The 24,405-nt window shown below is 64.3% G+C and carries 22 protein-coding genes; 12 read left to right on the top strand and 10 right to left on the bottom strand.

The genetic code is table 11. The features are described 5' to 3' along the window. Nucleotides 1–18: 18 nt before the first annotated feature. The 5 genes from AC6JAM_RS04070 to AC6JAM_RS04090 all read right to left on the bottom strand — a co-directional run bounded on the left by AC6JAM_RS04070 (nucleotide 19) and on the right by AC6JAM_RS04090 (nucleotide 5,498). Nucleotides 19–1,365 (bottom strand): alpha-L-fucosidase, encoded by a 1,347-nt coding sequence (locus AC6JAM_RS04070; protein ID WP_497934120.1) that lies wholly within the window; start codon nucleotides 1,363–1,365, stop codon nucleotides 19–21. 57 nt (nucleotides 1,366–1,422) lie between these two features. After that, the gene (locus AC6JAM_RS04075; protein ID WP_018771363.1) at nucleotides 1,423–2,322 is read right to left on the bottom strand and encodes a carbohydrate ABC transporter permease; all 900 of its coding nucleotides are present in this window, start codon (nucleotides 2,320–2,322) and stop codon (nucleotides 1,423–1,425) included. Further along, nucleotides 2,312–3,199, bottom strand: a complete 888-nt coding sequence (locus AC6JAM_RS04080) for an ABC transporter permease subunit (protein WP_495635345.1) — start codon at nucleotides 3,197–3,199, stop codon at nucleotides 2,312–2,314. The genes AC6JAM_RS04075 and AC6JAM_RS04080 overlap by 11 nt, the downstream gene beginning before the upstream one ends. Nucleotides 3,200–3,290: 91 nt before the next feature. Next, complete coding sequence (locus AC6JAM_RS04085; RefSeq protein WP_051081442.1) at nucleotides 3,291–4,547, bottom strand: ABC transporter substrate-binding protein; 1,257 nt, start codon at nucleotides 4,545–4,547, stop codon at nucleotides 3,291–3,293. A 213-nt stretch (nucleotides 4,548–4,760) separates the two neighbouring features. Then, complete coding sequence (locus tag AC6JAM_RS04090; RefSeq protein ID WP_018771366.1) at nucleotides 4,761–5,498, bottom strand: FadR/GntR family transcriptional regulator; 738 nt, start codon at nucleotides 5,496–5,498, stop codon at nucleotides 4,761–4,763. A 183-nt stretch (nucleotides 5,499–5,681) separates the two neighbouring features. Here AC6JAM_RS04090 and AC6JAM_RS04095 point away from each other — a divergent pair, with 183 nt between their 5' ends. The 8 genes from AC6JAM_RS04095 to AC6JAM_RS04130 all read left to right on the top strand — a co-directional run bounded on the left by AC6JAM_RS04095 (nucleotide 5,682) and on the right by AC6JAM_RS04130 (nucleotide 12,925). Further along, nucleotides 5,682–7,079, top strand: a complete 1,398-nt coding sequence (locus AC6JAM_RS04095; protein WP_018771367.1) for an L-fuconate dehydratase — start codon at nucleotides 5,682–5,684, stop codon at nucleotides 7,077–7,079. Beyond that, on the top strand, nucleotides 7,076–7,504 hold the full coding sequence (locus AC6JAM_RS04100) for an RbsD/FucU domain-containing protein (protein WP_018771368.1): 429 nt from the start codon (nucleotides 7,076–7,078) through the stop codon (nucleotides 7,502–7,504). Before AC6JAM_RS04095 ends, AC6JAM_RS04100 begins: the two co-directional genes overlap by 4 nt. A 10-nt stretch (nucleotides 7,505–7,514) precedes the next feature. Next, entirely contained in the window at nucleotides 7,515–8,390 is an 876-nt protein-coding gene (locus tag AC6JAM_RS04105; RefSeq protein WP_082581688.1) for an amidohydrolase family protein, read from the top strand. Nucleotides 8,391–8,392: 2 nt separating this feature from the next. Then, nucleotides 8,393–9,364, top strand: a complete 972-nt coding sequence (locus AC6JAM_RS04110) for an aldo/keto reductase (RefSeq protein ID WP_497934122.1) — start codon at nucleotides 8,393–8,395, stop codon at nucleotides 9,362–9,364. Between the two features lie 40 nt (nucleotides 9,365–9,404). Next, on the top strand, nucleotides 9,405–10,250 hold the full coding sequence (locus AC6JAM_RS04115) for a fumarylacetoacetate hydrolase family protein (protein WP_018771371.1): 846 nt from the start codon (nucleotides 9,405–9,407) through the stop codon (nucleotides 10,248–10,250). A 27-nt stretch (nucleotides 10,251–10,277) separates the two neighbouring features. Beyond that, complete coding sequence (locus AC6JAM_RS04120) at nucleotides 10,278–11,036, top strand: SDR family NAD(P)-dependent oxidoreductase (protein ID WP_018771372.1); 759 nt, start codon at nucleotides 10,278–10,280, stop codon at nucleotides 11,034–11,036. A 52-nt stretch (nucleotides 11,037–11,088) separates the two neighbouring features. Then, on the top strand, nucleotides 11,089–12,378 hold the full coding sequence (locus AC6JAM_RS04125) for a hemolysin family protein (RefSeq protein WP_497934123.1): 1,290 nt from the start codon (nucleotides 11,089–11,091) through the stop codon (nucleotides 12,376–12,378). A 130-nt stretch (nucleotides 12,379–12,508) separates the two neighbouring features. Then, complete coding sequence (locus tag AC6JAM_RS04130) at nucleotides 12,509–12,925, top strand: hypothetical protein (protein ID WP_056389367.1); 417 nt, start codon at nucleotides 12,509–12,511, stop codon at nucleotides 12,923–12,925. Nucleotides 12,926–12,969: 44 nt separating this feature from the next. Here the strand turns inward: AC6JAM_RS04130 and AC6JAM_RS04135 are convergent, their stop codons facing one another. The 4 genes from AC6JAM_RS04135 to fdhA form a co-directional block, all read right to left on the bottom strand. Beyond that, on the bottom strand, nucleotides 12,970–14,331 hold the full coding sequence (locus tag AC6JAM_RS04135) for an MFS transporter (RefSeq protein ID WP_495635341.1): 1,362 nt from the start codon (nucleotides 14,329–14,331) through the stop codon (nucleotides 12,970–12,972). A gap of 67 nt (nucleotides 14,332–14,398) precedes the next feature. Further along, nucleotides 14,399–15,349, bottom strand: coding sequence for a serine hydrolase (locus AC6JAM_RS04140; RefSeq protein WP_497934124.1), 951 nt, complete (start codon nucleotides 15,347–15,349; stop codon nucleotides 14,399–14,401). A gap of 143 nt (nucleotides 15,350–15,492) precedes the next feature. Then, complete coding sequence (locus tag AC6JAM_RS04145; protein ID WP_497934125.1) at nucleotides 15,493–15,846, bottom strand: GNAT family N-acetyltransferase; 354 nt, start codon at nucleotides 15,844–15,846, stop codon at nucleotides 15,493–15,495. 113 nt (nucleotides 15,847–15,959) lie between these two features. Next, the gene (gene fdhA / locus AC6JAM_RS04150; RefSeq protein WP_018771377.1) at nucleotides 15,960–17,171 is read right to left on the bottom strand and encodes a formaldehyde dehydrogenase, glutathione-independent; all 1,212 of its coding nucleotides are present in this window, start codon (nucleotides 17,169–17,171) and stop codon (nucleotides 15,960–15,962) included. 313 nt (nucleotides 17,172–17,484) lie between these two features. On the opposite strand from fdhA, the gene AC6JAM_RS04155 reads away from it, so the two are divergent. Both AC6JAM_RS04155 and AC6JAM_RS04160 read left to right on the top strand, forming a co-directional pair. Then, nucleotides 17,485–18,459, top strand: a complete 975-nt coding sequence (locus AC6JAM_RS04155) for an aldo/keto reductase (RefSeq protein WP_018771378.1) — start codon at nucleotides 17,485–17,487, stop codon at nucleotides 18,457–18,459. A gap of 26 nt (nucleotides 18,460–18,485) precedes the next feature. After that, on the top strand, nucleotides 18,486–18,815 hold the full coding sequence (locus tag AC6JAM_RS04160; RefSeq protein ID WP_026266091.1) for a DUF6457 domain-containing protein: 330 nt from the start codon (nucleotides 18,486–18,488) through the stop codon (nucleotides 18,813–18,815). A gap of 13 nt (nucleotides 18,816–18,828) precedes the next feature. Here the strand turns inward: AC6JAM_RS04160 and AC6JAM_RS04165 are convergent, their stop codons facing one another. Beyond that, nucleotides 18,829–21,156, bottom strand: a complete 2,328-nt coding sequence (locus AC6JAM_RS04165) for an FdhF/YdeP family oxidoreductase (protein WP_497934127.1) — start codon at nucleotides 21,154–21,156, stop codon at nucleotides 18,829–18,831. 251 nt (nucleotides 21,157–21,407) lie between these two features. On the opposite strand from AC6JAM_RS04165, the gene AC6JAM_RS04170 reads away from it, so the two are divergent. Then, nucleotides 21,408–23,144: a RecQ family ATP-dependent DNA helicase gene (locus AC6JAM_RS04170; RefSeq protein ID WP_497934129.1), complete on the top strand. Its 1,737-nt coding sequence runs from the start codon at nucleotides 21,408–21,410 to the stop codon at nucleotides 23,142–23,144. Nucleotides 23,145–23,181: 37 nt separating this feature from the next. Next, a complete protein-coding gene (locus tag AC6JAM_RS04175; RefSeq protein WP_497934131.1) occupies nucleotides 23,182–24,384 on the top strand; it encodes a TerC family protein in 1,203 nt (400 codons plus the stop codon). Nucleotides 24,385–24,405 lie beyond the last annotated feature (21 nt).

Genomic DNA, 24,405 nt, shown 5'->3' on the forward strand with positions numbered 1-24,405 from the left:
GTCGATGCACTTCCGGGACTATGCCTTGGGGACGCGGACGATGGCCGGCCCGGTTCGGTCAGGCGACAGGGTGACTTTGAGTCCATCCACGGTGGCCTCGACCGTTCCGCCGTCACCCGCCGCTGACGCTTGTGACAATGAGAACCTGCCCGCGTCCAGCTTCAAGGCGGCTTCCGTTCCCCCGCCTAGCAAGTCAACGAAGGCCACGGCTTCCGTTCCGCGGTCAACCCAGCGGATCCAGGGGTCGTCGCTGCTTGCCACGGTTCCATCCTGAAGCGGACGGGCACCCACGAGGTACTGCTTGGCGGAAGCCATCCAGTGGCCAAGATCGGTCAAGGCCTGGCGCTGGATCTCAGGAATGGTGCCGTCCGCCCGCGGTCCCACGTTCAGCAGGAAGTGGCCACCGCGGGAGACCACGTCCGTGAGCTGGCGGGCCAACTGCTGGCCGGTCAGCGACTGCTCCGGTCCTTCCACCTGGTTGTAGCCGAAGGAGAATCCGATGCCCCTGCAGTTCTCCCACTCGGATTCGGACTCGTTCTCCCTGGCCGCTTCGTACTCGCTGGTGGCATAGTCCTTGTGGGTGGCGCCCCACCGGTCGTTCACCACGCCTTGCGGACTGATCGAGTAGAAGTGCTCGAACAGCCGGCCGAGCCCGTACTCGCCAAAGTGCTTGCCGGCGTCGGGCCATTCGATGTCGTTCCACAGGACGTCTGGACGATACTTGTCCACCAGGTCCACCACGTGGTTGTAGGCGTATTCGGCGTAGCCGGCGTCCTTGGGGCGGGAAGTGTCGTGGACGCTTTCGCTGGTGACGAGCGGCGGGAAGGGGCGTACATGCCAATCCAGTCCGCCGGAATAGTACAGGCCCAGCTTCAGGCCCTTGTCACCCACGGCCCGGGCGATTTCGCCGATCAGGTCCCTGCGCGGTCCGCGGTGGACCGTGTTCCGTTCGCCTGTTCCCGGAGCGTCCCAGAGCGCGATGCCGTCATGGTGCTTCGTGGTGGGCACCACGTAATCGGCACCGGCGAATTTGAACAGCTCCACCCAGTCCCCCGGATCGAACTGTTCTGCTTTCCACTGGTCCAGGAAGGCGTCGTAGTCCTCGCCTCCGAACACGTCCCGGTGGTGCTGTTGGGCAGGACTGCCGTCAATGCGGATGGTGTTGTAGTACCACTCCGCATAAGGGTTGTGGGTAAACCACTCGCGGTCCTCGATGGTGCCCAGGGCGCCGATGGGTTCGGCCCAGGCGGGAACGGAGTAGGCGCCCCAGTGGATGAAGATGCCGAACGGCGCGTTCTGGAACCACTCCGGCACGGGCCTGGCCAATTTGTTCCAGTCTTCAGGCATAGCTGTGCTGTCAGTCATAATGCACTCCAATTTCCAGATGGTTGATTTTGGGAATTCCAGGGGTCAGGGCGGTGCTCAGCGGCCGCCGAAGCCGCCCATGCTGACGCCTTTCACGAGCTGGCGCTGCAGGAGGATGACGACGAGCAGGCTGGGAATCACCGCCAAAGTAGCGGCCGCCATGAGCGGTCCCCAGTCCGTTCCGCGTTCACCGGAGAACATGGAGAGCCCCAGTGGAATGGTTGCCTGCGAGACGTCGTTGATGACGATCAGCGGCCACAGGAAACTGCTCCAGTAATCGATGAAACTGAAGACAGCCACCACGGCCAGCGGCGCACGGACAAGCGGAAGGATCACGCTCCACAGGATCCTGATCGAACCTGCTCCGTCGATACGGGCTGCCTCTTCAAACTCAACGGGCAGGGACAGCAGGAACTGTCGGATCAGGAAGGCACCGAAGGCACCGAAAGCAAAAGGGACGATGAGCGCCGGCAGGGAGTTAATCATGTCCAGCTTTGCCATCATGATGTAGAGCGGAATTACCAGGACTTCCTGGGGCAGCACCAGCGTGCCAAGGAAAACGAGGAACAACTTCTCCCGGTGCCTGAACTGCAGCCGGGCAAAAGCGTAGGCGGACAGCAATGACACGACCGTTGTCAGCACCGCTCCGGAGACGGCCACCAAGAAGCTGTTGATGATGACCCGTCCGAAGGGAATAGCGGTCCACACTGTTTGGTAGTTCGACCACTCCACGCGGGAGGCAAGGAAGCTGGCACCGGTGGAGAATATTTCGGAGGTGGGCTTCAGCGATGTGGCGAACATCCAGAGGAACGGGAAGAAGAACGCAGCGCCGACCAGGACAACGCCGATGCGGCTGACGAGGCGGCCGGCCCGCCTCTTCTTCCGCGACGCTGTTGCGTGCCGACGGTGCGCGAGGCCCTTGTCGATTTCCGGTTGGGCGAGAGTTTCAGTTGTCATAGTTGACCAGCCTCTTTTGCTGCGAGAACTGCAGTGCGGTGATGAGCATGACGATGACGAACAACGCCCAAGCGAGTGCCGACGCGTAGCCGAGCTTGTCAAAGGAGAAACCGTTGCGGTAGAGGTACAGAACGATCGTGTTGGTGGAATCGCCCGGCCCGCCGAGTGTCAGCAGGTAAGGCTGGGTAAATACCTTGAAAGAGCCGATGATGGTCATGACCGTGCAGAAGAAGAGCGACGGCGACAGCATCGGCAGCACCACCCGGAAGAACCGCTGCCAGGCTCCTGCCCCATCGATGCGGGCGGCCTCAAGCAAATTCGGCGAGATGCCGCTGAGCCCTGCGCCGAGAACGATGATGTTGTAGCCGATCCCCTGCCAGACAGACATTGCGATCAACGACCCCATGGCGAGCTGGCTGTCACTGAGCCAGGAAGGCCCGTGTATGCCAAAGTTGGCCAGAAAGCTGTTGATGACGCCGTCATCGGTCAGCATCAGGCGCCAAACCAACGCGTTGGCGACCATGGGGGTCACCACCGGAATGAAGAACAGCACCCGGAAGAACGGGCCCCAACTGCCCAGGTTGTGAAGCCAGGTGGCAACAGCCAGGGCAGCGATCAGGTTGACCACGGTGTAGGAGACGGCAAAAAAGAGGGTGTTGCCCAGAACCGTCCAGAACACCGGGTCACCAGTGAGCAGCCGAACGTAGTTGTCCAGCCCCACGAATTTTGGTGCCCCGAACAAGGGCCAGTCGAACAGGCTGATGACCAGCGAAGCCACCAGCGGAAGCACGATAAAAATCAGGAACCCGAGCATCCCGGGAGCGAGGTAAGCCGCTGCGAGCCGGCCCTGCCCGCCCCTGGCGGGGGTCCTTTTCACGTCTTTGACAGCAAGTGTGGGTAAAGCAGTCATCGTTGACCTGTTCCATGAAGGGGACAGGCTCCGGTGCGGGAGCCTGCCCCCGGGGAGTTTACTTGGCTGAATTCATGATGGTGGAGAGGAGTTCCTGCGCGGTCTTGCTGCCGCGGAAGCCTTCTCCGGAGTACTGCGTGAAGTTGGTCTCCACCTGGTTCCAGCTAGGGGTGGTAACCAGCGGACGCCCGCTCTTCAGAAGGGCCTGGACAACTGCCACGTCAGCCGCCGGCTTGGTCCCGGCCCAGTCCTTCACCGCGGACTCAACAGATGGAACGGTTCCACGGGCGGCCCCAACAGCGCCGATGACCTCAGGAGTGGTGATCTTCATGATGTTCTTGAAGGCAGCTTCTTTGTCCTTACAGGACGCTGCGATGGCAAACGCGGACCCCTGGATCATGCCGATGCTCTCTCCCGAGGTGGAAGGGACGACGGCGATGCCCACCTTGCCCTGCGTTTTGGTGGTCAGGGTGTCGTACATCCAGGGACCGTCGATGATCATCGCCGCCTTGCCGCTCATGAACTGCTGCTCCGGCACATCGGTCCCGTCCGACGCCTGCGGCGGGTTCGCAACTTGCGCCTTTGCCACAAGGTCGAAGGCAAACTGCTGGTCGTTGACGAGGCCCTGGTTGGTGAGGTCAAGCTTTCCATCCTTGACCGGTTCATTGCCGTTGGCGAATGCCATGGGAAGCCCCGGGCCCGAGCCGAATCCCGGCGGCACTGCGAGGCCCATCACGCCGCCTTTTGTCAGCGCCTTAAGGTCGGCCGCGAACTGGCTGGTGGTGTATTTGGTGGTAGGCGGCGCCACGCCGGCCGCGGCCAGGAGATCCTTGTTGTAGTAAAGAACCACCGGTTCGGCGTCATAAGGTATCCCCCGCAGCGAGCCATCAACGGTCAGGCCGTCGATCATTGCCTTGTTGTACATGGACACGTCAATGTTGTTGCTCTTAACCATGTCGTCCAGCGGCACCGTAAGGTCCTTAAGCTCCTGGGCACGAGCCGCCTGCGTTGTGATGATGCACGGCGCTCCGGAACTGGAGAGGCGGGTCTTGACCTTGGTCCAGTAATCGTTGAAGCTCGGACCCTCCAAAGTGAGGTTGAATGCAGGGTCCTTTTTCTTGGCTGCGTCCACAAAGGCCTGCCACTGGGCCCTGTCGTTTTCATTGGTGATCCAGGTGTACATGGCGGAGGCTTCCTTGCTCTCCCCTGATGATGAACTCCCGCTTGAGGAACCACATGCGGTAAGGCTTCCGACGGCCAGGGCTGCAACCGCTGCAGCTGTCAGCAGCTTGCCGGTAACACGGTTAGTCGACACAACGAACGTCCTTTCAATAGCTGGGGACAAAGGCTGCCCGGCGACGTCCTCGTGGCCTGCCCGCTGTAATTCCCGCAACCCTTGTCCCCAACAGCATGACCCGCCCCAGTTTGGAAAGTCAAGGAATCATCTGATCTTTTTGACTCCAAAATTCCTGGATCGACCCTAAATCGGCTATTTGTCGGAAATAGTCAATACAAGGTCTGACGAATCCTACGTCTGTTCCTCAAGCTCGGGAGCGGGAATGGTTGTCACGTAGTCCTCCACCGCGTACAGGTGGTTCGCCATGCGGGTTCTGGCCCTGTCCACGTCATTCCGCCTGAGCGCCTCCAGGATTCCCAAGTGCTCCCGATGCGTGGCCAGCAGGCCTTCATTGTCATGAATGGACCGCCACATCCGGCCGCGGATGGTGTTGGTGGAGACGGTTTCGATCAGCGCTGACAGCACGTGATTCCTTGAGGCATGGGCGATGAGCCGATGGAATTCGATGTCACACTGCATGGCGCCGGCATGGTCTATGGGCGATGCTTGAATGGCCGCGTTCGCCCGCTCCAATATGCTTTCGGCCTCGTCGAGTTGCGAGCTTTCGATACAAACCGCTGCCGCGGCAGCAGCCTCTGTCTCAAGGGCCCGCCGCACAGTGTGCACCTGGTTTGCCCGCTCTCCATCCTGCAGGCCCACCCAGAATTCCATCGCGGAGAGCAAAGCCGACGGCTCCAGCCTGGTCACGAAGGTGCCGGCGCCCTGCCTCGTCTCCAGAATGCCCATAGTGGACAATGCCCGCACGCCCTCCCGAAGGGAACCCCGGGAAACCTGCAGCTCTGCTGCCAGGTCCTTCTCAATGGGCAGCCGGTCGCCGGGCCGAAGCCTGCGGGACGACAGCATCTGCTTCACGCCCGAAATAACGACGTCGGTTTGGGACATCGACCCAGTGGAGTTGCTGTTGGTCATCGCAGCCACCTTTCCCAGTGCTTCGTCTAGTGACGCTGAACGCACAATTCACTTTCATCAGATGTATCCCTTGGAAAGGGATGCTTCTTCCGATATTCTCATCAAATACTTCCACATACATCAGATGACGCTCGCGATGTTGCTGGAGCGCCGTCTTCACGGCCTGAACCTGGAGGGCTCACCTTGCCACAAATCACCGGTTTCGATATTTTCGACGTGCGGTTTCCCACGTCGCTTTCCGCAGACGGTTCAGATGCCATGAATCATGACGCAGACTACTCCGCTGCGTACATCGTGCTGAAAACGGACGACCCAGACCTTTATGGCTGCGGCTTCACCTTTACCATCGGCAGGGGCAATGAGGTGTGCTCCGCCGCGATGGAACTGCGCGCCAGGCCCCTCATAGGCCAAGACTTGGATGTCCTTTGCGGCAACCTTGGCGAGGCGTACCGAAGCTTGAAACGTGATTCCCAGCTTCGCTGGCTGGGGCCCGATAAAGGCGTGGAGCACCTTGCCCTCGGAGCCGTGATGAACGCCGTCTGGGATCTTGCCGCCCGCCGCTCGGGAAAGCCCCTGTGGCGTTACCTGGTGGACATGACCGCCGAACAGATCGTGGACGCGGCCGACCTCAGCTACCTTTCAGATGCCCTCACCCGGGAGGAAGCCCTGGCGCTTCTGGAACGACTCGACCCCACCCGGGATCAGCGCATCCACCAGCTGGCCCGGGACGGCTACCCGTGCTACACCACCTCGGCCGGTTGGCTGGGCTACTCGGACGAGAAGCTACGGCGGCTCTGCCAGGAGGCCGTGGACCAGGGCTACCGCCACATCAAACTCAAGGTTGGCGCATCCCTCGAGGACGACATTCGCCGCCTCAGGATCGCCCGCGAAGTCATCGGGCCAGAGGGCAACCTCATGATCGACGCAAACCAGGTATGGGATGTTCCGCAGGCCATCGACTGGATCAAGCAGCTGGCTGAATTCAATCCGCTGTGGATCGAGGAACCCACCAGCCCGGATGACGTCCTGGGCCACGCCGAGATCCGAAGGGCCGTCCAACCGATCGGGGTGGCCACCGGCGAGCACGGCATGAACCGCGTCCTTTTCAAACAGCTCTTCCAGGCCGGGGCGATCGACTATTGCCAGTTGGATGCCTGCCGGCTCGCCAGCGTCAACGAAGTGCTGGCCGTCCAGTTGATGGCCGCCAAGTTCGGTGTCCCGGTGTGCCCACATGCCGGCGGGGTAGGTCTGTGCGAACTCGTCCAGCACCTGTCCATCTTCGACTTCATTGCCGTCTCCGGAGACCTGGCCGGCAGGGTCACCGAATTCGTGGATCACTTGCACGAACACTTTGTGGATCCGTGCATCATCCGGGACGGCGCCTACATCATGCCGGCGAACCCTGGGTACTCGTCGGAACTGAAGGAGCAGACGTTGCAGGCGTATTCCTTTCCCCGGGGCAGTTATTGGGCCGGCACCGACGCCGGCCAAGCCGAACAGGCATGGGAATCGGCCCGCGCTGAGCGCGGTGTCGCCTTCGCTCGGGCAGGGACCGGGGAAAGGGTAGGGGAACAGGCATGATCAACTACACACTTACCCACCCGGGCCTGCTCGCAGCCCTCGCTGAATCCGGCCACGGCTCGCAGATCCTCCTGGCGGACGCAAACTACCCGCACAACACCGGCGCCCCTGCAGCCGCGAGGCGGATAGCCCTGAATCTGCGGCCCGGCCTGCTGACCATTGACCAGGTACTGGAGGTGCTGATCGACGCCGTTCCGCTCGAAGCCGCCGCGGTAATGACGCCTCCGGACGGAAACTGGACGGAGGCAGTCAAAGGCTACGGACGAGCGCTGGGCACCGCAATTCCCATCACTTCGCACCAGCGCTTCGACTTCTACGATGCCGCGCGGTCGCCGAACGTCGCCGTCGTCATCGCCAGTGGGGACACCCGGCACTACGCGAACCTGCTCCTGACCATCGGCGTTCGGCCCGACGGACAGGCATGAGGGCTGACAGTTGCTTCAGGTAATAGACTCACACGTCCACGTCTGGGACCCTTCCGTGCTCAGTTATGACTGGTTGAACCGTGCCCCTTCCCTGAACCGGCCCTTCCTTCCACGGGAACTTCCACACGCGCCCGGGACGCAGGCTGTCTTTGTGCAGGCCGATTGCCGTGATGACCAGGCGCTGAAGGAAGTTGACTGGGTGGCGAGCCTCCGGGCCACCTGGCCGGAGCTGGCGGCGATTGTGGCCTATGCCCCCATCAACCGCGGGGACGGCGTGTCCGAAGACCTTGCGGAGCTGTGTCAGCGGCCCCTGGTCCGCGGGGTGCGCCAGCTGTTCCAGGACAGGGAGGCCGGTTTCATGCTGACGGCGGAAACACTGGCCGGAGGCCGCCATGTAGGGAGGGCCGGGTTTGCCTTCGACGCCTGCGTCCGCTCGTGGCAGCTTTCGGAACTTGCAGCTTTTGCTGCCCGGATACCGGAACTGCGCATAGTGCTGGACCACATGGGCAAACCACCCATTGCAGCCGGCAGCCTCAGCGAATGGAGCACAGCGATGCGTCGATTGGCCAGGCTGCCCAACGTCGTCGTGAAGATTTCAGGGGCGGGCGCGGAAGCTGACCCCACGCGTCCACTTGGGCCGCAGGCGCTGCCCTTCATCCTGGAAGCCCTAAACGTTTTTGGGGCCGATCGGTGCATGATCGGCAGTGACTGGCCGGTCTCTCTGACGGAGCCGGCCGCGTACCAGGACTGGATTCTCACTGTGGAGCAGGCGATGTCCGACGCCTCCTCTTACGAACGCGAAAACGTCGCCCGTGGAACCGCAGTTCGCGCTTACGGACTCAAGGCAGTCCGGGGTCCGGCACACCCGGAAGAGGAGAAAGACTAACCATGCAAACAGAAACCCGCACTATCCCCGGCACCGCAATCCAACTGCCCGTCCTCGGGTTTGGGGGCGCCCCCATCGGCAACCTGTACCGGCAGGTGCAGGAGCAGGAGGCGATCGACGCCGTTGAAGCAGCCTGGGAGGGTGGCGTCCGGTACTTCGACACAGCCCCACACTACGGGCTGGGGCTTTCGGAGCGCCGCCTTGGAAAAGCACTCGCCGGCCAGGACCGCAACAGCTACGTGCTCAGCACCAAAGTGGGGCGCCTACTGCGACCCAACCCATTCCCGAACGGTAAGGACACCGAGGGGTTCGACGTGCCCGATGATCTGGTCCGGGTCCGCGACTACTCACGCGAGGGGGTGTTGCGCTCCATCGAGGAAAGCCTCCAGCGGCTCGGGACTGACCGGATCGACATCGTCTTCATCCACGACCCGGACGACTACTGGAGCGAGGCTGTCGACGGTGCCGCACCCACCCTGTCCGCCTTGAGGGATGAGGGCGTCATCGGTGCCTGGGGCGCAGGCATGAACCAGTCCGAAATGCTCGCCCGCTTCGTCACCGAAACGGACATCGATGTGATCATGCTGGCGGGCCGGTACACGCTGCTGGAGCAGGGAGCAGCAGCGGATCTGCTGCCGGCGTGCCTTGAGCGGAAAGTGGGAGTAGTGAACGTCGGAGTCTTCAACTCCGGCCTGCTCTCCAAAGACCGTCCGGCGCGCAACGCCACCTACAACTACCAACCCGCGCCCCCGCAGCTTTTAGACCGGGCATACCTGCTGGCCGACATCTGCGAGTCGCATGGAACCACCCTCCCTGCCGCCGCCTTGAGGTACCCGTACCAGCACCCCGCCGTGACAAGCGTGGTCCTGGGCATGCGGACGCCCGAACAGGTGAAGCAAAACCTCGATCTGGCATCGCAGGCAGTCCCGGACCAGCTATGGGCCGAGCTGCGCAACCGCGGCCTCATCACGTAGTTCCCCCAACCCAACAGCATCAATTAGCGAAAGAAGGACCATGCAATTCGCACGAATTGGCGAGCCAGGCAAGGAAGTACCAGCCGTCCTGCACCACCAGAAGTACTACTCCCTCGAACAGGTGGCGGCGGACATCGATGCCGGCTTCTGGGAATCCGACGGACCGGTGCGCACAGCGGCAGCCCTAGCCGCCGGGGAACTGGCAGAGATCGCAGTTGATGGTGCCCGGATCGGCGCCCCGATCGCCCGGCCGTCATCGGTCATATGCGTGGGCATGAACTATGCGGCCCATGCGGCCGAGTCAGGGGCCGCTCCCCCGTCGGTGCCCATCATTTTCCATAAGGCCCCAAACACGGTGGCAGGCCCGTTCGATGCTGTGGCGATTCCCCGCGGGTCCACCAAGACCGACTGGGAGGTCGAGCTGGGAGTGGTCATCGGGCGGCAGGCTTCCTATCTGCAGTCCCCCGAACAGGCTCGCGACCACATCGCCGGCTACGTCACCGTCAATGACCTGTCCGAGCGCACATTCCAACTGGAGGTGTCCGGCGGCCAGTGGTCCAAGGGAAAGAGCTGCGCCGGATTCTGCCCCACCGGCCCGTACCTGGTCACCCCGGATGAAGTGGACGCCGGCGACCTGCAGTTACGGAGCTGGGTCAACGGTGAAATCCGCCAGGACTCCTCCACCCGTGACCTGATCTTTGGGGTGGAGCAGGTGATCTACGATCTCAGCCAGTTCCTGGTCCTTGAGCCAGGGGACCTGATCTGCACCGGCACTCCGGAGGGGGTCGCCCTGTCCGGGCGCTTTCCTTACCTGAAGGCCGGGGACGTCGTCGAAATTGAAGTAGCGGGACTCGGCCGCCAGCGCCAGGAATTCTTCCAGGGCTAGGTAGCCCGACCACGAAAGGACCAGACAATGGAGTTTGCGGGACTTAAGGCAATCGTCACCGGCGGAGCCTCCGGAATAGGGGCCGCAACGGCCCAATTGCTGCAGGAGCGCGGCGCAGCAGTGGCGGTTTTGGACCTCCGCCCCGAGCAGGCGCCGAAAGGGGTCACAGCAATTCAGTGCGACGTCTCGGATGACAGCTCTGTCCGGCGGGCCGTACGGCAGGCAGCAGAGCAGCTGGGCGGGATCGACATCCTGGCCAACAACGCCGGAGTGGGCGCACAGGGCACCATTGAATCCAACGACGACGACGAGTGGCACCGTGTGTTTGATATCAATGTGATGGGTATAGTCCGCGTTTCAAGGGCCGCCCTTCCGTACTTGCGCCGGTCCTCCCACGCGGCGATCGTCAATACTTGCTCCGTCGCGGCTACCGCAGGCCTGCCCCAACGCGCCCTCTACAGCGCAACGAAGGGTGCTGTGCTGTCACTCACCCTGGCCATGGCTGCCGACCACCTTCAGGAAGGGATCAGGGTCAACTGCGTAAACCCGGGTACCGCTGACACTCCGTGGATCGCTCGCCTGCTGTCCACAGCGGCAGACCCCGAGGCCGAGCGGGCCGCCCTTGAGGCCCGTCAGCCGCACGGCCGGCTCGTCTGCCCGGAAGAGGTCGCTGCAGCCGTCACATACCTGGCCAGCCCCCTCGCCGGGTCCACCACGGGAGTGGACCTGGCTGTTGACGGCGGTATGCAGGCACTCCGGCTTCGGCCCCGCCCCGCGGCGTCCTGACTTCGACACGAAGGCAGGCGCCGGCGGGTCCGCGGCTGGGTAAGGTCGTGTCATGGACAGCGGCACCCTGGTTAATATCGCTTTGGTTCTCGGTTTCGTGCTGCTGGGCGGGGTGTTCGCGGCGGCGGAAATCGCACTGGTCTCCCTGCGCGAAAGCCAGGTGCGCCGCATCGAGAAATCCGGGGACACCGGCGCCCGGACTGCCGCCCTTGCCCGCAACCCCAACCGTTTCCTCTCCACGGTCCAGATCGGCGTGACCCTGTCCGGATTCTTCTCGGCGGCGTATGGGGCCTCGGCGATCGCTCCCGCCGTCGTACCCCTCCTTGAAGCCCTCGGACTTGGTGCGGCTGCCGGGCCCGTGTCCTTCATCGGCATGACCCTGCTGGTGGCTTTTCTTTCCCTGGTCCTGGGCGAACTCGCCCCCAAGAGGCTGGCGCTGCAAAGCCCTGTTGCCTTCACCCGCATCCTGGCCCCGCCGCTGATTGCCCTGTCGCATGCCATGCGGCCGGTCATCTGGCTCCTGTCGGTCTCGACGGACGCCGTGGTCAGGCTCTTTGGCGGTGACCCGCGCGTCAAGCGGGAAAGCATCAGTTCCGAAGAGCTCTGGGACATGGTGGCCGAGAACGAACTCCTCGAAGAGAGCAGCCGCCACATCCTGGCCGACGTGTTCGGCGCCGGCGACCGGACGCTGCAGGAGGTGATGCGCCCGCGCACGGAGGTGACCTTCATCGACGGTGCCATGACGGTGGCGGACGCCCGCCGGATGGTCAGGGACGGCCCGTACTCACGGTTTCCGGTGATCGGGCGCAGCCCGGATGACGTCCTGGGCTTCGTCCACATCCGCGACCTGATGCCCCGCGACGAGGTGCAGGACCATTCGCCCGTGCGGGACATCGCCCGGGAGATCCTGCCCCTGCCCGGCACCAACCGCGTGCTCCCCTCCCTCTCACGGATGCGCAAGACCAACCAGCACATCGCTTTGGTGGTGGATGAGTACGGGGGCACCGACGGCGTGGTCACGCTCGAAGACCTGGTGGAGGAACTGGTGGGCGAGATCTACGACGAATACGACACCGGCGTCGAGCACGAGGACCGGGTCAACGTGGCCAACGGAACCATCGACGTGGACGGCGGCCTGATCCTGCAGGAGTTCAAGGCCGCCGCCGGAATCGAACTCCCGGAGGGGCACTACGAAACGGTGGCCGGGTTCGTGATGGACCGCCTGGGCCGCCTCCCAAAGGCAGGCGACCGGGTGCAGATACCGGGGTACGTGTTGACGGTCCTCAGCATGGACCGGTTACGGATTGCCCGGATCCGGGTCACGCCGGTGGCACCCACTTAGCCCCTGGCTGCTCACCCCAGCCTGATCCTGCGGCAAGGGCCGGCATCGGGGACCAATGGCCCTAGGGGGCGGATGGGGCGGCGGCCAGAATTGGAGCTCTCCATACCCCCGGCAGGCAGGACGAATCACGATGTTCACGAAACGCACCGCCCTTATTGGCACCGCAGTGGCGCTGGCCGCTGCGGCTTTTGCGGGACCGGCACAGGCAGCAAGCAGCGATGGCGCGCAAGTCAGCAAGCCCGGCGAATGCGGCACTTACAGCGATCCCCGGTTCTGCCATTCAGGTGTCACAGTCAGCACTGACGTCTCTACACCCAGCGGCCTGGAATCGTCGTCGTACAACTCCTCCAGCACCTATCCGGACGATCAGTCAGCCGGTTCCACCGTCCGGACCCGGATCAATACCCATAGCCTCGATCGGAATGGGGAGTCCATCGAAGTGGGCCAGCACTACGCGCAGACCACCGGGCGGTGCACCGACCGGGAAGACAGCCAACAGGTCAGGGACCGGCTCCTTTACAACCGCGAGGTGTATTACTGCAGGTGAGCGCAGGCTGGACACACCTTTCCGGGGGCACCCGCGCAACGCACCTAGGCCTTCTGCTGCCGCCAGAACACGGAGATCCCGAACGTCACGGCACAGAGCACCAGCATGGCCAGCACCATCCGCATCCAGCTGTCCTGGTGCACCCCGCCTGATGCGAACACGCCGATCATCACGGTGGCGGTGATCGCGCCCACGTAGCGGCAGGTCTGGTAGATCCCGGCCGCCACCCCGCGGTCCTGCGGCCGGGTGGACACGAACATGCCCTGGTTGGAGGCGATGCTGACCGTGCCGTACGGGATGCCCATCAACGCGGTCAGTACCACCACAACGGGGATGGCCAGCGTGCCGGTCAGCAGCCACATGAGCGCCGCCACCACGGTCAAAAGGACGACGCCGGCAAGCAGCACCCGCCGGACACCGAACCTTCCCATGGCGGAGACTGCCCACGGGGTGGCTACCACGGACATGCCGGCCAGGGGCAGCATCAGCAGCCCCACCACGCCGGGGTCGTAACCGCCGGCTTCCTGCAGCAGCTGCGGGAGGCCGAAAAAGACGAAGTAGTACACGCTGCTGAAGACGGCGAACGCCAGGTACACGAGCATCAGCGGCCGGTTCCGGCCCAGCAGCCGCAGGTTCAGGAAGGGTTTGGCGAAGCGCAGCTCCCGCCAGGCAAACAGCCCCGCGACCACGGTTCCGGCGGCCAGCATCCACCACCGGTAGTCCGGCGCGACGCTCAGCGCAGCCATCATGACCAGGAGAAGGGCCGCGATGAACCCGGCAATCCCCGGGACGTCGGAGTCCCGCACCAGTTCCGCCACGCTGCCGCGCTCCCGGACCTGGTCCGGCGGTGCGGCCTTCCGCACGGTCAGCAACGCCGCGAGTGCCAGCGGGACGTTGACCAGGAACAGCGACTCCCAGCCCACGAAGCCCACCAGCAGGCCGCCGACCACCGGGCCCACCGCGGCTGCGGACGTGTTGGCCATCTGCAGCCGGCCCAGCGGGCGGGCCGAGTCCACCTTGGCCCGGTGCGCCAGAGCGCCCACCATCACCACGGCACTGGGATATGCGGTGGCAGTTCCCAGAGCCATGACCGCCCGTGCCACGCACAGCAGCGCGAAGTTCGGGGCCAGCGGGGCCAGGGCGCAGGTGACGGCGACCAGCCCCATGCCCAGCATGAACATCCGCCGCGGGCCGAACCGGTCGGCGAGCCGGCCCATCACCGGCTGCCCGGCTGCGGAGGCCAGGTAGAACGAGGTGACCACCCAGGTGACGGCAGCAACGTCGAGCCCGAAGTCGGCGCGCAGCACCACCAGGGCCACGGCGATCATGGAGGAGTTCAGTGGGTTCAGTGCCGTGCCCAGGCTGAGTCCGGCGACGGCCAGGGCAGTCCGGGGGTTGTTGCTCACGGTAACAGTCTGGCCTAAAGCTTCCACCGCGGGCGACTCGGCGGGCTCCCGGGCGGTGTGGCGTGCGCTATTTTCCTGCCACTCCCACCGGGAAGAGTGCGTCCTCCACCGCCCTGGTCAGGTCCCGGATCACCTCGGCCTGGCCCTCATCCGCCCCGCCGTCGGGGTTCTCCGTATAGATGACCAGCGCGAAGGTCGAACCGCGGTAGCTCAGGAGCGCGGCGTCGTGCAGTTCCCCGGACACTTCCCCGTACTTGTGGTACACGTCCACTCCGGACCGTGATCCCGCCGGGATGAGGTCCTCGTTGTTGGTGTCCTGCATGTAGCTGAGCAGCTGCGCCGTGTTGTCCTTGTCCAGGAGTTCGCCTGCATAGAGCTTCTTCAGGATCAGGGCCATGTCCGCCGCGGTCAGGAGGTTTTGTTCGGGGTCGTAGGTGATGCCGATGGAGCCCGCGTAGGCGATCAACTGCGGGTACCCCACGGCATCCATCAGCAACAGCCAGGAGTCGTTGTTGCTGTCGTTGACCATGGCTTTGAGTTGGAACGCGGCGTCGTAGTCGCCCATGGGATCCTCCAGGCCCGCCTGCCCGTTTTCCACCAGGTGATAGTAGGCGGCGGCAGTGAGGATCTTGGCCGTGCTGGCCGCGGTGAACGTGTCCTGGTCGCCGAACGTCCGTTCCGCACCTCCGGACACATCGGCGAGCGCCAGCCCAATCCGGTATTCGGCCGCGTCACTGAGGATGTCGTCCACGCTGTCCTGCAACGACGGCGGAGCTGCCGCCACCGGCGCTGCGGGTACGGCCGGCTGGGTGGGGACCACGGCACCGGTGGGTGGCTCGGACCGGACCACGGCCAGGGTGATGGTCCCGACGATGACCAGTACTACCGCAAGGGCCAGCCACAGCAGCCTTCTGTGGCCCCGGTTCCTGCCCGGAGCTGGCTTGCCGTTTGATGGCCTGCCCGGCGGTTGCAGCGGAGCACCGCGGCCTGGTGTGGGCACCATGGGGTGCACGGACATACAAGGGCTCCTGTCCCGCCTCGGCAATCAAAAACAACACCAGCGCGGCGGTGAGCCGCGCTGACAGATGCTGATTAAATCACCGGCGGTTGGGAGCTTCCTGAAGGCTTGCGGGGTGTTCCGCCGGGTGTGATAGGGATGCGCTAGCCGCGGGCGCGGGCGGCCAGCGCGCTGTCCAGGAATTCCAGGTGCGCCGGCGCCACAGGCACCACGTTGGCCGAGTATTCCGGGTGCTTTGCAAGGAACTTCTTGATGAACGGGCATACCGGGATGATGCTGCTCCCGGCCTGGACCGTGCTGTCCAGGGCAGCCGTGGCCAGCCGCCCGGCAAGGCCCTGCCCGCCGTATTCCTCGTTGATCACCGTGTGGTAGAAAATCCGCTGCGGCGACTCCCCGCCGTCGTACTCCTTGTACACCGCCTTGCCGATCACGTTGCCGGCGTCGAGGATCTCGAAGCGTTCGCGCCCGGGATTGTGGCGGACGGTGATGTCACTCAAGGGAAACTCCTTCGTTTGCGGTTTGTGTTGCCCGTGCAAAGCCTAACCCGGCCCGGGCAACAGTTATTTCCGCAAGCAAGGGGCCCTTGGTGGCATCCCCGCCCGCCGCCGCGTCAGCTTAAGTAGCCGTTGGGATTGAGGACGTACTTGGTAGCTGCGCCGGCGTCGAACTCCGCGTAGCCCTTCGGTGCCTCCTCCAGCGGGATGGCCTTGGCGTTGACGTTCTTGGCGATGTTGACCCTGTCATTCAGGATGGCCATCATCAGTTGCCGGTTGTACTTCATCACCGGGCACTGGCCAGTGGTGAAGCTCAGCGATTTTGCCCAGCCGGTGCCGAGGCTCAGTGACAGTGCGCCCTTCTTGGCGGCCTCGTCGATGCCGCCCGGATCGCCCGTGACGTACAGGCCGGGGATACCAAGGGCTCCACCAGCGGCCGTGAGCTCCATCAGGGAGTTCAGGACCGTTGCCGGCGCCTCCTTGGCATCGTGGCCGTGGCCCTTCGCTTCAAATCCCACGGCGTCGACGCCGCAGTCCACCTCCGGGACGCCCAGGATCTGCTCGATCTGGTCCTTCGGATCGCCCTTGGTCAGATCCACGGTTTCGCAGCCGAAGCTGCGCGCCCGTGCCAGCCGGTCTTCGTTCATGTCGCCCACGATGACGACGGCGGCCCCCAGCAGGTGCGCGCTGGTGGCTGCCGCAAGACCCACGGGACCGGCCCCGGCAATGTACACGGTGGAACCGACGCCCACCCCTGCCGTGACTGCGCCATGGAACCCTGTGGGGAAGATGTCCGAAAGCATGGCCAGGTCCATGATCTTCTCCATGGCCCGGTCCTTGTCCGGGAACTTCAGCAGGTTCCAGTCTGCGTACGGCACCAGAACGTAGTTGGCCTGGCCGCCGACCCACCCGCCCATGTCCACGTAGCCGTACGCGGCGCCGGGGCGCGCGGGATTCACGTTCAAACAGATGCCGGTCTTGCGCTCCTTGCAGTTCCGGCAGCGGCCGCAGGCGATGTTGAACGGCACCGAGCAGAGGTCGCCCACCTTGATGAACTCGACATCGCGGCCCACCTCCACCACTTCGCCGGTGATCTCGTGGCCCAGCACCAGGTTGGGCGGAGCCGTGGTACGGCCGCGCACCATGTGCTGGTCCGATCCGCAGATGTTGGTGGCCACCGTTTTGAGGATCACTCCGTGGTTGACCGGGCGTCCCACGTTCGCGGGGTTGACACCTGGCCCGTCCTTGAGCTCAAACGTCGGATAGTCAATGTCGATTACTTCCACCTTGCCGGCTTCTTTGTAGGCAACGGCTTTGTTCCCTGTCATCTATCGCTCCTGTAGTCAGGCGTCCGGTGGGACGGCCGTGATCTGGTTGGGTGGCACATCCCGCGAGGGGAACAGCCCTGGCCGATTGGTGCGTCCTGATATGTGAAGTGGTCAGGCAACGGTTCCGGGTGGGGATTCGCCCAGTCTAGGCACGGCCCCCCAAGGGGTCTAGGGGTATGAAGCCCCTTGTTTAGGGGAGCAATCCATGAGGGAAACCCCTATAGTGGCGTACGCTGCACCAACCGGTTCCGCTGCCCTGGAAACGGACGCTGCCGGCTGGTTTCCGAACACGTTCTACCGTTGAGGAGCACCCATGAAAACGCGCACCATTGGACAACTCACAGTGTCCGCCCTGGGCCTTGGCTGCATGGGCATGAGCGAATTTTACGGCGACGGCGATGAGCAGGAGTCGATCGCCACCATCCACGAGTTCCTGGACGCCGGCGGCTCCCTGCTGGACACAGCGGACATGTACGGCCCCTTCACCAACGAAAAACTGGTGGGCCGCGCCATCGCCGGCCGCCGCGAAGAAGCGGTCCTGGCCACCAAGTTCGGAAACGAGCGCCGCGAAGACGGTTCCTGGGTGGGCATCAACGGCCGCCCCGAATACGTCAGGTCCGCCTGCGACGCCAGCCTCCAGCGCCTGGGCGTGGACCACATCGACCTGTACTACCAGCACCGGGTGGACAAGACCGTTCCCATCGAGGACACGGTTGGCGCCATGGCGGAACTGGTCCAGGCCGGAAAAGTCCGGCACCTTGGCTTGTCCGAAGCATCCGCCGCGACCATCCGGCGGGCCCACGCCGTGCACCCCATCACCGCCCTGCAAACCGAGTATTCGCTGTGGGAGCGGGAGCCTGAAACCAAGGTGTTCCCCGTGCTCGCGGAACTGGGCATCGGTTTTGTGCCCTACAGCCCGCTGGGCCGTGGGTTCCTCACCGGGCAGATCCGCAGCGTGGACGATTTCGCCGAGGACGACTTCCGCCGCCACTCCCCGCGTTTCCAGGGCGACAACTTCACCCGCAACCTGGAACTCGTGGACCGGGTCAGGGAGCTGGCCGACAAAAAACAGTGCACTCCCGGCCAGCTGGCCCTCGCCTGGCTGCTGGCGCAGGGGGAACATATCGTCCCCATCCCGGGCACCAAGAAACGTGAACGGCTGCGCGAGAACCTGGGCGCCGTGGACATCGAGCTCAGCCAGGACGAGCTTGAGCTGCTGGACCAGCTGGCACCGGCCGGAGCAACTGCCGGCGCCCGCTACCCCAACATGTCCACCATCGACACGTAAACGCACCAACGGCGCTAAGGAGAACCATGGCAATGAACGACGACGAAGCACGGGTGCTGGACCAGTGGAGCCACCGGCTGGCCCAGGCACTGCAGATCCTTGACCTCAACATGGACCAGGAGCTGCTCCTTGACCTGGCCCGCAAATCCTCCGAGAACGTCATCCATGCCGCCGCCCCCGTCACCACGTTCCTGGTGGGCTACGCGGCAGCGCTGGAGGCAGGCACGGGCAGCGCCGGGAACAGGGAAGCCGCTGGTGCAGCCATCGAGAAGGCTGCCAAGGTGGCGTTCCAGCTGATCGACGACGGCGCCCACGGCGGGCCGGCGGGCAGCGGGTGGGCGGACACCGGTCAATAGCCGGCGAGGACAGTCAGCCCGCGGCGGTGGGCTCGTCCTCCAGTACCTTCACCGGCTCCAGGCGGACGATGACCGCCTTGGACACGGGTGTCTGGCTGCCCTCGGCCACGCTGTCCAGCGGAACCAGGACATTGGCCTCGGGGTAGTACGCCGCGGCACAGCCCTTCGCGGACGGATAGGACACCACGCGGTAGTTCCAGAGGACCCGTTCCACGTTGTCCTTGTATACGCCGCGGATGTCCACGCGCTGCCCGTCGGCCAGCCCCAGTTCGGCAAGGTCTGCCGGATTGACGAAAACCACTTCGCGGCCCTTCCTGATGCCACGGTAACGGTCGTTGTTGCCGTAGATGGTGGTGTTGAACTGGTCATGCGAGCGCATGCTCTGCAGGATCAGGGTGCCGGCGGGGCGTTCCACGTGCTCAAGTTCGTTGACCGTCAGGATGGCCTTGCCGGTGGGAGTGTGGAAAGTCCGTGAATCCCGCGGGCCGTTGGGCAGCACGAAGCCGCCGTCCTGCCGGATCTTGCGGTTGTAGTCCCCGCACCCGTTGACAACGCGGGAGATGTGGTCCCGGATGAGGTCGTAGTTCTTCTCGAAGCCGGCCCAGTCGGCGTTGATGGTGTCTCCCAGCGTCGCCTGGGCCAGCCGGCAGATGATCGCCACCTCGGACAGCAGGTTGGGTCCCACCGGTTCCACCGTGCCGTGGGAAGAGTGCACCGCGCAGACGGTATCCTCCACTGAAACAAACTGCGGCCCGGTTTCCTGGCGGTCGATCTCCGTCCGGCCCAAGGTTGGCAGGATGAGCGCTTCAGCCCCGGTGACTCCATGCGAGTGGTTTAGCTTGGTGGAGATCTGCACGGAAAGTTCGGTGTTCTCCATGGCGTTCTCGGCCGTTGAGGTGTCCGACATCGCGCCCACGAAGTTGCCGCCAAGCCCCACAAAGACCTTGATGCCACCGTCGCGCATCTGCCGGACGGTTTCCACGGCATCCGCGCCGTGTTCCCGGGGCGGTTCGAAGCTGAACTCCTTGCCCAGGGCGTCCAGGAAGGCAGGCGGCATCTGTTCCCAGATGCCCATGGTGCGGTCACCCTGGACGTTGCTGTGGCCGCGGATTGGGGAAGCCCCGGCGCCGGGTTTTCCGATGTTGCCGCGCAGCAGCAGGAGGTTGATGATCTCCTTGATGGTGGCGACGCCCTTTTTCTGCTGGGTTATGCCCATGGCCCAGGTGATGATGACCTTGTCCGCAGCCAGGTAGCGGGCCGCCAGTTCATCGATTTCCCCGCTGCGCAGACCCGTGGCTTCGAGGACCGCGGCTTCGTCGAGGTTGGCCAGGTGCGCCCGGAGTTCAGCCAGCCCCTCGCAGTGTTCCTGGAGGAAGGCGTGGTCCAGGACGTTGCCCGGATTGGCATCCTCGGCATCCAGCACCCGTTTCGAAACGGCCTGCAACAGGGCCATGTCCCCGCCGATCCGCACCTGCAGGAACTGGTCGGCAATCTGGGTGCCGTGGCCGATGACGCCCTTGACCTTTTGCGGGTTCTTGTACCGCATCAGTCCGGCCTCGGGCAGCGGGTTGATGGCGACGATGTGGCCGCCGGCCTCCTTGGCTTCTTCCAGTGCCGTCAGCATGCGCGGGTGGTTGGTGCCCGGGTTCTGGCCCATGACGATGATCAGGTCGGCCTTGCCGAAGTCGTCGTAGGAGACGGTCGCTTTGCCCACGCCGATGGTCTGGCCCATGCCCCAGCCCGAGGACTCGTGGCACATGTTGGAACAGTCGGGCAGGTTGTTGGTGCCGTAGGCCCGGATGAACAACTGGTACAGGAAGGCGGCCTCGTTGGAGGTGCGGCCGCTGGTGTAGAACGTTGCCTGGTTGGGGTTGGGCAAGGACTTCAGCTTGTCCGCGATGATCGTGAAGGCATCCTCCCAACTGACCGGACGGTAGTGGTCCTCCCCCGCGGGCTTGTACACCGGTTCGGTGAGCCGGCCCTGCATCCCCAGCCAGTACTCGGTGCGCCGGCGCAGTTCGCTGACGGGATGCCCGGCCCAGAATTCGCTTCCGACCACCACAGGGGTGGCTTCCCAGGTGACCGCCTTGGCCCCGTTCTCACAGAATTCGAAGGTCTTGCGGTGGCCCGGGTCCGGCCACGCGCAGCTCATGCAGTCAAAGCCGTCCTTCTGGTTCAGCGCCAGCAGGGTCTTGCGCGAGCGCTCCACGCCCATGTGCTTGAGGGCAGGCTGCATCGAGTGGTAGACGCCGGGCACGCCGGCAGCCCAGGTCTTGGGATGGCCGCTCACCTCAAGTTCGGATTCGTCGGGTTCTTCGACCTTCGGGTTTTCGCGCGCCACGTTGGGTTCTCCTTGCTTGCCGGTCCCAGATGCGCCTGCTGCCCAGCCGTTTCGGTAATTTCCACAGTTGTTGAGGCTGCCCCTGAAGTCAAGGACGGCCGCCGGCCGGCAGGCCCGTGGGCTGACACCCTGTCCGGCCTGCTTTTCCACATACGCCCGAAGGTTTACGACGGCGGCGCGGGGCTGGCGTAGGGTGGTTCCTACGGCTGAAGCAAGCGGCCGCAGTTTTCTTCTGTGCGGAGCCGCTTTCCATGGCCGACGAACCAGCCCTCCGGGCCCTTGCTGAATCACCCTTCTCGCTGCCCCACCTGCGGGACGGCCAATTGGCTGGCATGGCAGCCCTTGCGGACGGCCGCGACGTCCTGGCCGTGATGCCCACCGGATATGGCAAATCCGCCATCTACCAGGTCGCCGCCCTGCACCTGCACAGGACCACCGGACGTCCCGCCGTCGTGGTTTCACCGCTCATTGCCCTGCAGGAGGACCAGTTGGACGGCCTGGCCCAGGCGCTCGGGCCGGATGCCGCTGTGGCCATCAACTCCTCGCACAGAGACGCCGAAGTCGAGGCTTCATGGCAGGCCGCCGAGGATGGCCAGGCCGTGTTCCTGTTCCTCGCCCCCGAACAGCTGGCCAAGCAGTCAACCGTGGACCGGATCAAAGCCCTAAACATCTCCCTCTTCGTGGTGGACGAGGCCCACTGCGTTTCCTCCTGGGGCCACGATTTCCGACCTGACTACCTCGCCCTCGGCAATGTCCGGGAACAGCTGGGCAATCCGCCCGTGGCTGCCTTGACCGCTACGGCCTCCCCGCCGGTCAGGGACGAGATCGTGGAGCGGCTGGGCATGAACCAGCCACTGGTCCTGGTCCATGGCTTCGACCGGCCCAACATCAGCCTCGATGTGGTCCGCCACCATGAGGACAAGGGCAAGCGCAAGGCCTTCCTTGAGCAGGTGGCGGAGCTGGCCGGGAAGGGTCGAGGCCTGCTGTATGCGGCCACCCGGAAGGACACGGAGAAATACGCGGCCAAGCTGGTCAAGGAGGGGCTGCGCGCGGAGGCGTACCATGCCGGCCGTTCCGCGAGGGACCGGGAACACATCCATGAGCTGTTCCTGGCTGACCAGCTGGACGTCGTGGTTGCCACCACGGCGTTCGGCATGGGCATCGACAAGCCGAACGTCCGGTTCGTGGTGCATGCCGACATTCCGGAGTCGCTGGACTCCTACTACCAGGAGATCGGACGGGCAGGCAGGGACGGCGACCCCGCATCCGCCGTGCTGCATTACCGCTCCGAGGACCTCGGCCTGCGGAAGTTCTTCGGCACCCACTCCCCCGACCCCGGTTCCCTCCTGGCCGTGCTGAAGATCCTCAAGGCCGCCAAGGCTCCCGCGCCCAAGGCGTCCCTGGCCGAGCTCACCGGGTTACCCGCCCGCCGCATCACGGGACTCATCAACCAGCTGGAGGAGATTGGCGCCGTCAGCACAGGCAAGCGGGGCATCCGGCTGACCTCCAAAGCCAAGCTGCCCGCACTGGTGGACGACGCCGTCGAACTCGCCGAAGCCCGGCAGCGCGTGGACCAGTCCCGGCTGACCATGATGCGTGCGTACGCGGAGACGGACGGCTGCCGGCGGCAGTTCCTGCTGGGCTACTTCGGCGAGGACCTGCCGGAGCCGTGCGGAAACTGCGACGGGTGCGCTGCTGCCGCTTCGGGGGACGCGGGGCAGCTGGACGAGGGGAAGGCGGGAAAGAAGTCCCACGCCAAGCAAAAGCAGGGGAAGAAACAGCCGGGCAAGGCGTCCGACGGCGGCGGGCCGGCTTCCGCCGCCGCCGAGCCTTTCCCGCTGCAGTCCGCGGTGGTGCACAAGGAGTGGGGGCCCGGCCTGGTGATGCGGCACGAGGACGACGTCATCACGGTGCTCTTTGAACAGGAGGGCTACAAGACGCTGTCCCGGACCGCCGTCATGGAGCACGAACTCCTGAAGCCCGCTTAGGTAGGCTGGAGGGACCCTCCGACGAAAGGCCCGCCGCGTGGAAGTATCTGCTTATATCTGGACCCTGACCATTGCGGGAATCGTGGGGCTGCTGGCCTTCGACTTCTTCTTCCACGTCCGTAAGGCCCACACGCCCTCCCTCAAGGAATCCGCCACCTGGTCCTCGATCTACGTGGGCATTGCCGTGCTGTTCGGGCTGGCCGTACTGGTGTTCGGCGGACCCGACATGGGGACGGAATATTTTGCCGGCTACGTGACGGAGAAGGCGTTGTCAGTGGACAACCTCTTCGTCTTCCTCATCATCATGGCCAGTTTCAAGGTGCCCCGCGCGGACCAGCAAAAGGTGCTGCTGTTCGGCATCGTGTTCTCCCTGATCGCCCGCACGGCGTTCATCTTCCTGGGCGCGGCACTGATCAACAGTTTTGCCTGGGTGTTCTACATCTTCGGGCTCATCCTGCTGCTCACCGCCGGCAACCTGCTCAAACCCGACAGCCACGACGACGACTCCGAAGGCCTGGTGGTCCGGCTTGCCAGGAAGCTCCTGCCGGCGTCGCAACACTACGACGGCGACAAACTCTTCACGGTGGAGAACGGCAAGCGGGTCCTGACGCCGATGCTGCTGGTGATGGTGGCCATCGGCGGCACGGACATCCTGTTCGCCCTGGATTCAATTCCGGCCATCTTCGGCCTCACCCAGAACGTGTTCATCGTGTTCACCGCCACCGCGTTCTCGCTGATGGGCCTGCGCCAGCTGTTCTTCCTGATTGACGGCCTGCTGGACCGGCTGATCTTCCTTTCGTACGGCCTGGCGGTCATCCTGGGTTTCATCGGCGTGAAGCTCATCCTGCACGCCCTGCACGAGAACACCCTTCCCTTCATCAACGACGGCAAGCACGTCAACGTGGTGGAGGTCAGCACCGTTGTCTCGCTGGGCGTCATCCTGGGTGTCCTGGTGGTGACCATCCTGGCGTCCATCTTCAGCCCCAAGGGCAAGGCCAAGAACGCGGTGTCCGGGGCGCGGCGCCACGCCACGGAATACATGGACCTCAACTACGAGACGGACATGGCCGAACGCGACAAGATCTTCGCCAAGATGTGCCGCGAAGAAAACCAGATCCGCAAGCTTCCCGAGAAGTACAAGCGGCTGGTCCGCAACGAAACCGAGTTCATGGAGCTGCTGCGCAACGCCCACGCGGAGCACGACAAAGCCCAGGTCCGGGCTGCCGCAGCCGAGAGCTGACGCCCGGCCGGCTTGCGGGGT

The sequence above is a fragment of the Arthrobacter sp. GmRoot5-12 genome (assembly GCF_059739365.1).

Bases quoted from the DNA above. Each gene is read 5' to 3' on its own strand.
- AC6JAM_RS04155 (WP_018771378.1), top strand. From the start codon at position 17,485: ATGAAAACGCGCACCATTGGACAACTCACAGTGTCCGCCCTGGGCCTT.
- AC6JAM_RS04140 (WP_497934124.1), bottom strand. From the start codon at position 15,349: ATGTCCGTGCACCCCATGGTGCCCACACCAGGCCGCGGTGCTCCGCTG.
- AC6JAM_RS04160 (WP_026266091.1), top strand. From the start codon at position 18,486: ATGGCAATGAACGACGACGAAGCACGGGTGCTGGACCAGTGGAGCCAC.
- AC6JAM_RS04125 (WP_497934123.1), top strand. From the start codon at position 11,089: ATGGACAGCGGCACCCTGGTTAATATCGCTTTGGTTCTCGGTTTCGTG.
- AC6JAM_RS04100 (WP_018771368.1), top strand. From the start codon at position 7,076: ATGATCAACTACACACTTACCCACCCGGGCCTGCTCGCAGCCCTCGCT.
- AC6JAM_RS04075 (WP_018771363.1), bottom strand. From the start codon at position 2,322: ATGACAACTGAAACTCTCGCCCAACCGGAAATCGACAAGGGCCTCGCG.
- AC6JAM_RS04130 (WP_056389367.1), top strand. From the start codon at position 12,509: ATGTTCACGAAACGCACCGCCCTTATTGGCACCGCAGTGGCGCTGGCC.
- fdhA (WP_018771377.1), bottom strand. From the start codon at position 17,171: ATGACAGGGAACAAAGCCGTTGCCTACAAAGAAGCCGGCAAGGTGGAA.
- AC6JAM_RS04110 (WP_497934122.1), top strand. From the start codon at position 8,393: ATGCAAACAGAAACCCGCACTATCCCCGGCACCGCAATCCAACTGCCC.
- AC6JAM_RS04115 (WP_018771371.1), top strand. From the start codon at position 9,405: ATGCAATTCGCACGAATTGGCGAGCCAGGCAAGGAAGTACCAGCCGTC.
- AC6JAM_RS04120 (WP_018771372.1), top strand. From the start codon at position 10,278: ATGGAGTTTGCGGGACTTAAGGCAATCGTCACCGGCGGAGCCTCCGGA.
- AC6JAM_RS04170 (WP_497934129.1), top strand. From the start codon at position 21,408: ATGGCCGACGAACCAGCCCTCCGGGCCCTTGCTGAATCACCCTTCTCG.
- AC6JAM_RS04090 (WP_018771366.1), bottom strand. From the start codon at position 5,498: ATGACCAACAGCAACTCCACTGGGTCGATGTCCCAAACCGACGTCGTT.
- AC6JAM_RS04070 (WP_497934120.1), bottom strand. From the start codon at position 1,365: ATGACTGACAGCACAGCTATGCCTGAAGACTGGAACAAATTGGCCAGG.